12 protein-coding genes are annotated in these 12,106 nt (G+C 73.4%); 4 read left to right on the top strand and 8 right to left on the bottom strand.

Going from position 1 to position 12,106, the window contains the following annotated elements; translation table 11 throughout:
• Window positions 1–744 (bottom strand): glucose 1-dehydrogenase, encoded by a 744-nt coding sequence (locus tag ACFT5B_RS14775; RefSeq protein ID WP_386799522.1) that lies wholly within the window; start codon window positions 742–744, stop codon window positions 1–3.
• 62 nt (window positions 745–806) lie between these two features.
• Window positions 807–1,595: a TetR/AcrR family transcriptional regulator gene (locus ACFT5B_RS14770; protein ID WP_386799520.1), complete on the bottom strand. Its 789-nt coding sequence runs from the start codon at window positions 1,593–1,595 to the stop codon at window positions 807–809.
• 477 nt (window positions 1,596–2,072) lie between these two features.
• Between ACFT5B_RS14770 and ACFT5B_RS14765 the strand changes: the two genes are divergently transcribed.
• Window positions 2,073–3,539 carry a dicarboxylate/amino acid:cation symporter gene (locus tag ACFT5B_RS14765; RefSeq protein WP_386799518.1) on the top strand — a complete coding sequence of 489 codons (1,467 nt, stop codon included), beginning with the start codon at window positions 2,073–2,075 and terminating at the stop codon, window positions 3,537–3,539.
• 81 nt (window positions 3,540–3,620) lie between these two features.
• Here the strand turns inward: ACFT5B_RS14765 and ACFT5B_RS14760 are convergent, their stop codons facing one another.
• Together ACFT5B_RS14760 and ACFT5B_RS14755 are read right to left on the bottom strand one after the other, a co-directional pair.
• A complete protein-coding gene (locus ACFT5B_RS14760) occupies window positions 3,621–4,277 on the bottom strand; it encodes a GNAT family N-acetyltransferase (RefSeq protein ID WP_386799516.1) in 657 nt (218 codons plus the stop codon).
• Between the two features lie 542 nt (window positions 4,278–4,819).
• Window positions 4,820–6,106, bottom strand: coding sequence for an amidohydrolase (locus ACFT5B_RS14755; RefSeq protein ID WP_386799514.1), 1,287 nt, complete (start codon window positions 6,104–6,106; stop codon window positions 4,820–4,822).
• Between the two features lie 107 nt (window positions 6,107–6,213).
• Here ACFT5B_RS14755 and ACFT5B_RS14750 point away from each other — a divergent pair, with 107 nt between their 5' ends.
• Window positions 6,214–6,558, top strand: coding sequence for a YciI family protein (locus ACFT5B_RS14750; protein ID WP_386799512.1), 345 nt, complete (start codon window positions 6,214–6,216; stop codon window positions 6,556–6,558).
• Window positions 6,555–7,889, top strand: a complete 1,335-nt coding sequence (locus tag ACFT5B_RS14745) for an RNA polymerase sigma factor (RefSeq protein WP_386799510.1) — start codon at window positions 6,555–6,557, stop codon at window positions 7,887–7,889. Before ACFT5B_RS14750 ends, ACFT5B_RS14745 begins: the two co-directional genes overlap by 4 nt.
• A 6-nt stretch (window positions 7,890–7,895) precedes the next feature.
• Here ACFT5B_RS14745 and ACFT5B_RS14740 read toward each other — a convergent pair whose 3' ends face one another.
• Window positions 7,896–8,756 carry a helix-turn-helix transcriptional regulator gene (locus tag ACFT5B_RS14740; RefSeq protein ID WP_386799508.1) on the bottom strand — a complete coding sequence of 287 codons (861 nt, stop codon included), beginning with the start codon at window positions 8,754–8,756 and terminating at the stop codon, window positions 7,896–7,898.
• Between the two features lie 114 nt (window positions 8,757–8,870).
• On the opposite strand from ACFT5B_RS14740, the gene ACFT5B_RS14735 reads away from it, so the two are divergent.
• Window positions 8,871–9,581, top strand: a complete 711-nt coding sequence (locus ACFT5B_RS14735; RefSeq protein WP_386799506.1) for an SDR family NAD(P)-dependent oxidoreductase — start codon at window positions 8,871–8,873, stop codon at window positions 9,579–9,581.
• Between the two features lie 19 nt (window positions 9,582–9,600).
• Here ACFT5B_RS14735 and ACFT5B_RS14730 read toward each other — a convergent pair whose 3' ends face one another.
• The 3 genes from ACFT5B_RS14730 to ACFT5B_RS14720 form a co-directional block, all read right to left on the bottom strand.
• Window positions 9,601–10,446 (bottom strand): phosphotransferase, encoded by an 846-nt coding sequence (locus ACFT5B_RS14730; RefSeq protein WP_386799504.1) that lies wholly within the window; start codon window positions 10,444–10,446, stop codon window positions 9,601–9,603.
• A 32-nt stretch (window positions 10,447–10,478) separates the two neighbouring features.
• Window positions 10,479–11,303: a hypothetical protein gene (locus ACFT5B_RS14725; RefSeq protein WP_386799502.1), complete on the bottom strand. Its 825-nt coding sequence runs from the start codon at window positions 11,301–11,303 to the stop codon at window positions 10,479–10,481.
• A 230-nt stretch (window positions 11,304–11,533) separates the two neighbouring features.
• Complete coding sequence (locus ACFT5B_RS14720; RefSeq protein WP_386799500.1) at window positions 11,534–12,028, bottom strand: hypothetical protein; 495 nt, start codon at window positions 12,026–12,028, stop codon at window positions 11,534–11,536.
• Between the last annotated feature and the right edge of the window lie 78 nt (window positions 12,029–12,106).

Here is a 12,106-nt window from a genome sequence, read left to right as displayed (position 1 = left end):
TCAGTGGTGCGCGCGCGACGGGACGCCGGCCACAAGCCCGCCGTCGACGACGAACTCGGAGCCGGTGGAGTAGCTGGACTCGTCGGACGCGAGGAACACCACGAGCTGCGAGACCTCCTCCGGCTTGGCCGCGCGGCCGAGCGGGATCATGAGGTCGTCGGGGTTGAGGGACGCGGTCATGGGCGTCTCGATGAACCCGGGGTGGATCGAGTTGACGCGCACGCCGCGCGGCCCGAGGTCGAGCGCGACGGACTTGGTGAGCCCGCGGACGCCGAACTTCGAGGCGACGTACCCGTGCAGGCCGGGGCTGCCGCGCAGGCCCTCGACAGAAGAGACGTTGATGATCGACCCGGACCCGGCCTTCGCCATGATCCCGGAGACCGCGTGGATCCCGAGGAACGTGCCGGTGAGGTTGATGTCGATGATCTTCCGCCACATCGCCGGCGTGAACTCCGTGATGGCGGCGCCGTTCGCGATGCCGGCGTTGTTGACGAGCACGTCGACCGTGCCGAACGCGTCGACCGTCGCGGCGACGGCGGCAACCCAGTCGTCCTCGCTCGTCACGTCGAGGTGCACGTAGCGGGCGTGATCGCCCAGCTCGGCGGCGAGCGCGGCGCCCTTCGCGTCGTCGAGGTCGGCGATCACGACCTTCGCGCCCTCGGCGACGAGCGCCTTGGCGTGCGTGGTGCCCATGCCGCCGGTCCCGCCGGTGACGATCGCGACCTTGTCCTGCACTCGGCCCATGGTGGGGCTCCTCTCGTGGGACACCTCGTGGGTGTCGGTGGTCCCGTGGTTCGCGGGTGGTCTCAGGGGGTGGACGCGTCCTGCGGGGACGTCGTCCACCAGGCGGGCAGCGCGGCGCGCGCGACCCGCGGGAAGAAGTCGGGGTCGCGGGGCGCGGGCGACGCGAGCCACGTCTCGAGCGCCCCGACCGAGCCGAGCGCGACGTACCGCGCGTAGGCGCGGACCTCGCGCGCCTCCGCGGGTCCGACGACGTCGCCCGCGTCCGCGGGGACGTCCACCTCCGTCGCGGCTCGCCCGGGGCCCGGTTGGCTGGTCCCGCCGGGGGCGACACCGGGCGTCGTCGGGCGGAGCGACTCCGGGGGGCGCAGCCAGGGGTGCCGGGTCAGGAATGTCTCGAGGGTCCGCGTGAAGTGGTCGGCGAGCAGGGTCGACAGCGGTGCGCCGAGCGTCGCGGCGACGACCGTCTCGTCGCCGTGCGGGTCCGTCCTCGGGCCCGCGTCGCGCTCGTGGACGAGCGCACGCTCGTAGATCGTGGCGTGCCGTTCGACGTGCGCCGCGACGGCGCGGGCGACCCGGTCGACGAGCTCGAGCGGGTCGGGCGTCGCGGCCGGTTCCCCGCCGCCGGCGACGTCGGGCTCGAGGAGCGCCGCGCGGATCTGGTCGAGCTCGTCCGCGAGGACGGCGACCAGGAGGGCCGCGGGGCTGGTGGCGTGGTCGTAGAACGTGACGCGGTTGATCCCGGCGCGCCTCGCGACCTCGACGACGGACAGCTCAGACACGTCCTGCTGGGCGGCGAGCTCGAGGATCGCGGCGCGCAGCGCGGCCCGCGTGCGGACGGTTCTGCGGTCCACGACACCTCCTTCGTCGACGTCCCGTCGAGCCTACGCCTGCCGAGGCACTTTAGGCAACACCTGTCGCCTACTCTCGGAACGTTTCGTCTCGCCTCCCGGGACCTTTGTCCAATTGATGGACCTGCTGTTACGCTCGCTCCTCGTACCGACCGGTACCTGCCTTCGCTCCTCAGGAGAGACCCCGTGCTCCAGCGCCTGTTCACCGCGCGCCGCGACGTCGACTTCCGACGCGTCGCCAGCGCGCTGTGTCGCTGAACAGGTAGCGCTCCCCCGCGAGCACCCCGCCACCGGCACCGACGCCGGCAGCGCCGAGCGGCCCCCGCTCACCCGACCCCCGCCCGACCCCTTCCGCCGCGCACACCCGCGCGGCCGTCGTCGTGCGGCCGGTCGATCCCCGTGCAGCACCCCGCGCCTCCGCGTGCGTGCGCTCGCACACCCCGCAGCAGCACGACCCCTCACCACAGACAAGGAACCCCTGTGTCCTCGACCTCCCCCGCCGCGCGGCCCGACGCCGTCGCGGCACCCGACGCCCCCCAGCCGAAGCGCGGCCTGCGCTGGCCGTCGTTCAGCGTCCAGATCATCGCGGGCCTCGTGCTCGGCCTCCTCCTCGGCTGGGTCGCCCGGTCGATGGGCGAGGTCGGCCCCGCCGGCCACGAGACGCCGAACTGGCTCACCACGACCCTCGGCACCATCGGCTCCGACTTCGTGACCCTCCTCAAGGCCGTCGTCCCGCCGCTCGTCTTCCTCGCGATCGTCGTCTCGATCGCCAACCTCAAGGGCGTCGCCAACGCGGCCCGCCTCGCCTGGAAGACGCTCCTGTGGTTCGCGATCACGTCCCTGATCGCCGTGGCCATCGGTATCGGGATGGGCCTGATCTTCCAGCCGGGCAAGCACACGTCGCTCGACATCTCGCAGGGCGCCGCCCCCAGCCACACCGGCACCTGGATCGACTTCCTCACCGGCCTGATCCCGGGCAACTTCCTCGGCATCGGCGCGTCGACGCAGATCACCGACGGCGCCGCCGAGACGAACGTGAGCTTCAACGTCCTGCAGATCGTCGTCATCGCGATCGTCGTCGGGATCGCCGCCTACAAGTCGGGCAAGAAGGCCGACCCGTTCATCACGTTCAGCCGCTCCGCCCTGGCGATCGTCCAGAAGGTGCTGTGGTGGATCATCCGCCTCGCGCCGCTCGGCACGCTCGGCCTCATCGGCAACGCCGTCGCCTCGTACGGCTGGGACCTGCTGTCCCCGCTCGCGCGCTTCGCGATCGCGATCTACGTGGGACTCGCGCTCGTGCTGTTCGTCGTCTACCCGGTGATCCTGCGCAGCAACGGTCTCAAGGTCTCGAGCTACTTCCGCGGCGCCTGGCCCGCGATCCAGCTCGCGTTCGTGTCGCGGTCCTCGATCGGGACCCTGCCCGTCACCGAGCGGGTCACCGAGCGCAACCTCGGGGTGCCGAAGTCCTACGCGTCGTTCGCCGTGCCGCTCGGCGCCACCACGAAGATGGACGGCTGCGCCTCGATCTACCCCGCGGTCGCCGCGATCTTCATCGCGCAGCTCTTCGGCATCCACCTGTCGATCACGGACTACATCCTCATCGCGTTCGTGTCCGTGGTCGGGTCCGCCGCGACCGCCGGCCTCACGGGCGCGCTCGTCATGCTGACGCTCACCGTCTCGACGCTGGGCCTCCCGCTCGCGGGCGTCGGGCTGCTCCTCGCGATCGACCCGATCCTCGACATGGGCCGCACCGCGACCAACGTCGCCGGCCAGGTGCTCGTGCCGGTCGTCGTCGCGAAGCGCGAGGGCATCCTCGACCAGGCGAAGTACGACTCGGCGACCGCCGACGACCTGTTCGGGGACGACGAGGTGTCGACCCCGGACACTCCGGCCACCGACACCGAGGCGACCGAGCCGGAAGGCGAGCTGGTGGGCTCGGCCCGCTGACGTCGTCGGGCATCCGCACCGCACGCCGAGGGCGACGCGACCTGGTCGCGTCGCCCTCGCGCGTTCCCGGGGGCCGGCGCGTCAGGGACGGGTGGCGCGGCCCAGGTAGGTGAGCGGGCCGGCGTCGGGCACGTCGATCACGTGGAAGCCGAGCGCGTCGTAGAACGGGCGCGCACCGCTGTTGGCCGTGACCATCCCGACGTGCACGGCGTCGGCGCCCGCGTCTGCGGCGGCGGAGGCGAACGTCTCGAGCAGGCGTCGGCCCACACCCTGCCCCTGGAAGCCCGGCAGGAGGTCGATGTGGAGGTGCGCCGGGTAGGGCGCGAGCTCCGGCACGAGCAGGCGCTCGGGATGCTCGTGCAGGTAGTGCATGACGTCGTCGGAGGCGGCGTCGTCGGTGAGCTCCGCCGGCGCCGACGGGTACCGGCCCGCGATCGCCGGGATCCACTCGTCCCGGTAGCGCTCGACGAACCGGGGCGTTTCAGCCGTCCCGACGACGTACCCCACGACCCGGGAGCCGTCGTCGACGACGAACGCCAGGTCGGGTTCGAGCGTCGCGTACGGGAGGGCGAACAGGTCGCCCACGAGCCGGTCCGACGCGTATTGGCCGCGCGCGTCCCCGCCGGCGTCGGCGGTGCGGACGCAGACGTCGTAGAGGTCGTCGGCGTCGGACGGGCGGTAGGGGCGCAGGGTCACCAGGGCCCGCGTCGGCGCGGGTGCAGCAGCGGCGTCGGTCACCGGGCGAGCCTGCCATGGGAGCGCTCCCACGACAAGGCCCAGCCACCGCCGAGGGTGACGCCGCGTTCGCCGACGGTGACGCTGGATTCGCCGACGGTGACGCCGCGTTCGCCGAGGGTGACGTTGCGTTCGCCGGGGGTGACGCTGGATTCGCCGAGGGCGACGTGGGCGGTGGTGGTCGGGTTCTGCGGGCGGGGGCGGTGAGCTGTCTCGGACGGTCGTGCTTCGGCCCTGGAGGCCGTGCGCGCTCCTTGACGTCCTTCGACACCTCCCCGCCCCCGGCCCGCTCGACCGATCCCCCACCGACACGCCCAGCGCCCGGCGGTCCAGGACGGTCATCGAGCATGCGGCTGAGCACCACCACGCTCGGCGACCGGGGTTGACACCTGTTCGGCGCCCTCGAGGTGGAACCGTAGGGTCGGCGCCTACCCCGGTGGGTGATCACATGGTCGGCCCGTCGCCCCCGGCGAACGCAGCGTCACCCCCGGCGAACTCAGCGTCACCCCCGGCGAACCCAGCGTCACCCTCGGCGGTCGGGACGATCAGGCGGTGAAGCGCTCCGAGCGCTCCGTCACGACGCCGGCACCGCGGCCGGCGTTCGCGTCGGCGTCCCAGCGGTACACCTCGGCACCCGTCACGAAGACCTGCTCGGCGCGGCTGTTCACGTCGAGCGGGTCCCCCGACCACACGACGACGTCGCCGTCGAGGCCCGGCGCGAGGGCGCCCACGCGCTCGTCGAGCCGCAGGAACGACGCCGGGTTGACGGTGAGCGCCTGCAGGGCGACGTCGGGGTCGAGGCCCTCCTTGACGGCGAGCGACGCCTGGTGGACGAGGAAGTTGATCGGCACGACCGGGTGGTCGGTCGTGATCGCGACGCGGACGCCCGCGCGGGCGAGGCGCCCGAGGTTCGCGATCGCGCGCTGCCGCAGCTCGACCTTGGACCGGCTCGTGAACATCGGCCCGAAGATCACCGGGACGTCGCGCTCCGCGAGCACGTCGGCGAGCTCCGCCCCCTCGGTGCCGTGGTTGATCACGAGCCGGTAGCCGAACTCGTCCGCGAGGCGGAGGGCCGTCGCGATGTCGTCGGCCCGGTGGGTGTGCTGGTCCCACGCGAGCTCGCCCTGCAGGACGCGGACCAGCGTCTCCTTGCCGAGGTCGCGGTCGAACGGCTCGCCCTTCTGCTCGGCGGCATCGCGCTTGGCGGCGTAGTTCTGCGCGTCGACGAACGCCTTGCGGATGACCGCGGCCACGCCGAGGCGGGTCGCCGGCGTCTTCTTCTGGTCGCCGTACACCCGCTTGGGGTTCTCGCCGAGCGCCGACTTCACGGACACCGCGTCGGAGACGATCTGCTCGTCGACGGTCCGGCCGCCCCACGTCTTGATCGCGACGGTCTGGCCGCCGATCGGGTTGCCCGAGCCAGGCTTGACGACGACCGTCGTGACGCCGCCCGCGAGCGCGTCGCGGAAGCCCTCCTCCTCGACGTTGATGCCGTCGAGCGCGCGCAGGTGCGACCCGTTGGGGTCGGTCATCTCGTTGGTGTCGTTGCCGGCCCAGCCCTCGCCCTCCTCGTGGACGCCGACGTGCCCGTGCGACTCGACGAACCCCGGGAGCACCCACCGGCCGCCCGCATCGACCACGCGGACGCCGTCGGGCACCGTCACCTCGGACGACGGCCCCACGGCCTCGATGACGCCGTCCGTCACGAGGACAGTCCCGCCCTCGATCGGGGGCGAGGCGACGGGCACGACGTACGCGTTGGTGATCGCGACGCTGCCGCGGCGGGTCGCGAGGGGACGGGTGGTCGGACGGTTCTCGTGAGGGTTGCTCATGGGGTCCATCTTCGCCCGGCTGTCGATTCCGTCCGACCCCGTCCGACGTCAGGGTGCAAGGACGTCCGGACCGGACGCCATCCGAACCGACCGAGGAGACTGACACCATGGCCCAGTACGCGATCCTGATCTTCGACGACCCGACCGCAGGCGACTACACCCCCGAGCAGCAGGAGGCGAGCAAGCGCTACGCCGACGAGCTGGTCGCGTCGGGTGCGATGGTCACCGCGTTCGCGCTGCACGGCGCGGACACCGCGACGTCGCTGCGGAGCGACCTCGTGACGGACGGCCCGTTCGTCGACAGCAAGGAGGTCGTCGCCGGGTTCTACGTCGTCGAGGCGCCCGACCTCGACGCGGCCCTCGACCTGGCGCGGGCCAACCCGGCGGTCGCGTGGGGCCGCGGCGGCCTCGAGGTCCGCCCGGTCGGCGGCAGCTTCACCCCGGCCCGATGACGAGCGCCCCGGGCGGCCCGTCCGCCGCGCCCCGTCCGGACGCCGAGGACGACGCGCGCGCCGCCGTCGTCCGGGCGCACCGGGACGAGTGGGCGACCGTGCTCGCCGTGACGGTGCGGACCGCCCGGGACCTCGACCTCGCCGAGGAGTGCGTCCAGGAGGCGTACGCCGCGGCCCTCGCGGGCTGGCCGCTCGACGGTGTGCCCCGCAACCCGGCGGCCTGGCTGACGACGGTCGCGCGCCGCCGGGCGCTCGACGCGATCCGCCGCGAGCAGGCGTTCCGGGCGCGGCTGCCGCTGCTCGTCGAGGTGCCTGACGGCGCCGATCCCGACGACCCGGCGGAGCTGGCGGCCGCGGAGCCGGAGGGCCTGACCGACGTCGGAGCCCCCGACGACCTGCTCCGCCTCGTCTTCCTGTGCTGCCACCCGGCGCTCGCCCAGGAGGCGCAGCTCGCGCTCACGCTGCGGCTCGTCTGCGGGCTCGCGACCCCCGACGTCGCGCGGACGCTTCTCGTGTCCGAGACGACCATGGCGGCCCGGATCACACGGGCCAAGAAGAAGATCACGGCGGCGCGGATCCCGTTCCGCACCCCGCGCGCGGCCGAGCTGCCCGAGCGTCTGCCGGCGGTGCTCGGCGTCGTGCACCTGCTGTTCACCGCCGGGCACACAGCGCCGTCGGGGCCGGAGCTCGTCCGCGGCGACGTGACGGACCGCGCGCTCGGGCTCGCGCGCCGGCTCCACCGCCTCATGCCCGACGAGCCCGAGGTCGGCGGGCTGCTCGCCCTGATCCTCGCGACCGACGCGCGCCGCGTGACCCGGGTCGACGACGCCGGCCGCCTCGTCCGGCTCGAGGACCAGGACCGCACGCGCTGGGACCGCGAGGCGCTCGCCGAGGCCGACGCGCTCGTCGTCGGCGCGCTCCGCTCCGGGCGCGCCGGACGCTACGCGCTGCAGGCCGCGATCGCGTCGCTCTACGCCGACGCCCCGACGTACGCCGACACGGACTGGCCGCAGCTCGTCACGCTCTACGACCGGCTGCTCGAACTGTGGCCCTCACCGGTGGTCGCGCTCAACCGGGCCGTTCCGCTCGCGGAGGCGCGAGGGCCGGCGGTCGCGCTCGCGGAGGTCGAGGCGCTCGCCCGCGATCCCCAGCTCGAGCGCTATCCGTACCTCCCGGCCGTCCGCGCCGACCTGCTCCGGCGGCTCGACCGGCCCGACGACGCCGCCGCGGCCTACCGCGAGGCGCTCGCCCTCACTGCCAACGACGCCGAGCGGGAGTTCCTCGCCGACCGTCTCGCGGGGCTCGCCGTCGCCGCCTCGCGGGACGTCTGACCGCCGTCAGCCGGCGACGCGCTGCGTGCCGAGGACGATCGCGAGCGCCAGCCGCTCGGCGTCCTCGGTCCCGGGTTCGGCGGTGTAGACGGTGATGAGCAGGTCGTCGCGCGCGACGGACAGGTTGTCGCAGTCGAGCGTGATGAGGCCCACCGCGGGGTGGTCGATCACCTTGTGCCGGGTGGGGTCGAGGGCGTCGCCGAGCTCGGCGGTGTCCCAGAGCTCCCGGAACCGGGGGCTCGCTGCTTCGAGCTCGCCGACGAGCCTGCGCAGCGCCGGGTCGGCGGGGTACCGGCTCGCCGTCAGTCGCAGGGCGGCGACCATGCGCGCCTCGAACGCCTGCCGTTCGTCGGGCGCGTGGACGGCGCGCGTGCCGGGGCCGACGAGGTTGCGCCAGACGCCGTTGCGCTCGTTGCCGCGCCACGCGGACGTGTCGCCCATGAGCGCGTCGTAGGCGGCGTTGGCGGTCACGAAGTTGAAGGCGGCGTCCTGCACGATGACGGGCGTGTGGTCGAGGCGGTCGAGGAGCCGCTGGACGCTGGGGGTGACCCGGCCGGGCACGAGCCCCGACCCGGGTGCCACGAGCCCGGCGAGCTCGAACAGGACGTCGCGCTCGCCGTCCGACAGCCGCAACGCCCGCGCGAGCGCCTCGACGACCTGGCCCGACGGCGACACGGCGCGCCCCTGCTCGAGTCGGGTCAGGTAGTCGACCGAGATGCCGGCGAGCCCGGCGAGCTCCTCGCGCCGCAGCCCGGCCGCCCGCCGACGACGCCCCACAGGCACACCGACCGACTCCGGTGCGGCCCGGTCGCGCCACCGGCGCACCGCGGTGCCGAAGTCCCATGCCTGCACGCCGCCCGCCTCCATGCTCTCCAGTCTGCCGGGCCCCGGTCCGCGCGCGGGCCCGCGATCCTGGCCCTGGCAGTCCTACGACAACCGGACGACTCCCTGTCCCCCGCAGCCCGGACCACGCTGGAGGACATGACGACAACACTCATCACCGGGGCCAACAAGGGCCTCGGCAAGGAAACCGCCCGCCTGCTCCTCGCCGCGGGCCACACCGTCTACGTCGGCTCGCGGGACGAGGCCCGCGGCCGCGCCACCGCCGACGAGCTCGGCGCCCGCTTCGTCCAGCTCGACGTGACCGACGACGCCTCCGTCGCCGCCGCGCTCCAGCAGATCGAGGCCGACGGCGGGCTCGACGTCCTCGTCAACAACGCCGGCATCGCGCTGCGCACGGGCGACGGCGGCGCCGAGGCTCTCGACGGTCCGAGCGTCCTCGCGGTCTTCGACACGAACGCCGCGGGGATCGTCCGGGTCACCGAGGCCGCGCTGCCGCTGCTGCGCCGGTCCGCGAACCCGGTGGTCGTGAATGTCTCGAGCGCGCTCGGCTCGTTCTGGGCCGTGCACGAGCCGTCGCGTCCCGCGTCGCGGTTCCCGTCGATCGTCTACGGGTCGAGCAAGGCGGCGGTCTCGATGATCACCGTCCAGTACTCGAAGGCCGTCCCCGAGGTGAAGTTCAACGCCGTGGAGCCGGGCATCACCGCGACCGAGCTGGGTGGCGGCGGCGTGGAGAACCACCCGGGCCGCCCCGCCGCTGAGAGCGCCGAGGTCGTGGCGCGCCTCGCGACCATCGGCCCCGACGGACCGACCGGCACCTTCCAGGAGGACGACGGCGAGCTCGGCTGGTGAGGCGTGCGCGCGGCGTGCGTCAGCGGGCGCACGCCGCGCGCAGCGCGTCGCCGTTCTCCTCGAGCCACGTCCGACGGCGCAGGATCACGTCCCCGACGCCCTCGTCCCACATCCGGGCCCAGCCGCCCCCGAGCGTCTCGGCGCGGTGGCGCATGAGGAACCAGGCGCGGGCCGTCCGGGCGAGGGCGACGTCGACGACGCGCTCCCGGTCCGCGTCCGACGCCCCGTAGGCGTCGAGCGCGAGACGCACCCGGCGCTCCACGTCGACGTCGCGCAGCAGGGGGTCGCGGTCGGCCGGGTCGAACAACGGCGCCCACCACAGCAGCAGGTTGACCAGCTCGTCGGCGCGCGTCGCCGGGCCGGCGAGGTCGAAGTCGATGAGCGCGACCGCCCGGCCGTCCCTGAACACGACGTTCTCCGGCGTGATGTCGAGGTGCCCGGCGATCTCCGGCTCCCCCGCGGGCTCGGGCGGCGTGCCCGGCGAGTCCGCGATCCCGCGGTCCGGCCGGACGTCGTCGGGCGGGACGAAGGACGACGTCGCGTCGTCGTACCGGCGCACGAGCCGGGCGAGCGAGACGAGCCGGTCCTCGTCCGCGATCCAGTCGGGGCGCGGCCGGCCCGCGACCTCCCCGTCGACGAACGTCAGCGTCTCGCGGCCCTGCGCGTCGAGCCCGAGGAACCGGGGCGCGCCGTCGAAGCCGACGGCCTCGAGGTGGCGCAGGAGCGCGTGCACGTACGGCGAGTTCGGGTTCGTCGGACGGCGCACGGTCGCCCCGACCCGCACCACCCCGACCGTCACGTCCCCGCCGGGCAGCAGGGTCTCGGTTTCGTCAGGATCGGTCGCGTGGCTGGTGGGGTCGCTCACCCCGCGACCCTACGCAGCCGTCGACGTCCCGCCTACTTCACGACGCTGAAGGTCACCCGCCCCTTGTTCGCCTCGGTGGTCACCGCGGTGTCGGGGAGGCTCGACAGGTCGAGGTTCGAGGTGTCCACGACCAGCTCGACCGTGTGCGAGGCGAGCTTGTCCGGACTCGTGTCGCTTCGGGTCGGCGGGAGCGTGATCGAACCGAGGTAGCCAATCGGCTGAGTGACGTCCGCGTTGCCGTCGAGAAGCCAGACCTCGACCTCTCCGCGCGTGTTCGCGTAGGCGCTGAAGTCCACCCCTTCGACGGTCGAGTCGTCGGTCATCACGCAGTCCCCCCAACCCTCGGCGATGTGGGTGCACAGCGAAGGGCTCGTCTCCCCCTTTCCGAGCGGATCGGTGATCCGCGCACGGAGTGCGACCGAGCTGAGCGAGTCGAGCAGCTCCTGGGACGCGTCCTGCGGGTTGAGGATCGTCGGGCCGGACGGTGTGGGCGCGGGCTCGAGGCCGAGCAGAGCGTCCACCTTCGACGAGTCAGTCGTGGGAAGCGAAGCGAGCACGTCGTGCGCCCGCGCCCCGAGGCTGGCGTGCAGGGGCTCGGTCATGCTCACGTCCTGGCAGTCACCGGGAAAGAACACATCATCCGGGGTGACCACCATGGCCGCCATCACGAGGGTCGGATCGCCGTACTCCTTCGACCCGAGGCCGAACCACACGGTCGAGTCGTGGGCGAGGCCCCAGTCGACGCCCGCCCAGAAGGTGTTGTGGATCCTCACGTGCTCCGACGCGCCGTCCGCCGTGGTGACGGTCGCGGGGAACGTGTGCAGGTTCTCGTCCGCTTCGCGGGTCGCAGAGTCCACCTTGGCGACCTGAACCCAACGCTCGACGTCGTGGGCGAGGAACTGCCGAGGCTCCGCATATTCTGCGCCCGTCTCACTGCACGCACCGAACTCCGCGCCGAGCTGCGACAAGGAAGTCGCGGTCGTGGGGTCCGCCGCACCTGCCCGGGCGCATCCGCTCGCGCCAGCGAGCGTGAGCGCCGCACCGACGACGATGCTCACCCATACACCGTTCCGCATGCCTCTTCCCCTCACCCCTCGCCCTGGTCGTAGACGAGCCAGCGCGACGTCGGGGTGTCGCGCCCTAGCTCGATGCTCCACGTCACCGCGCCCGGCCCGATCGTGTCGTCGTGCCCGCGTGCCTCGAACCGCACGACGACGTCCGCGACCAGGTCGGGGTCTCTCCCCGTGATCTCGGCGACGTCGTCGCCCGAGAGGACCTTGACGATCGTCGGGTCCCCGAACCCTGACCGCGGCCCGAGCCCGACGAAGCCGCGATCCAGCCACGCCTCCCGGACGCCGTCGAACATCGCCGGCGTCGTGACCGCGCGGAGCACGCGCTCGTCGTCGGCGTTCACGGCGTCGAGGTACGCCTGCACGACCTGCCCAGGCGGGGCGTCGACGGGCGGGAGGGCGACGTCCGGCCCGTGGTCGGAGGACCACCGGACGCCGAGGCCGAAGACCCCCGCGAGCACGACGAGACCGCCGAGCGCGAGGCCGACGACGCGCCACGCCTTTCGTGTCATGCCGGGAACTTATCCGGCGTTCCGACCTGCGGGCCCGCGACCCGCCCGTTAGCGTGTTTCAGGCGAGACCGGCAGCAC

Source organism: Luteimicrobium sp. NPDC057192, assembly GCF_042670205.1.
In the GTDB taxonomy this organism is placed as follows: Bacteria; Actinomycetota; Actinomycetes; order Actinomycetales; family Cellulomonadaceae; genus Luteimicrobium.
This window is presented reverse-complemented; position numbering and strand designations above follow the sequence as displayed.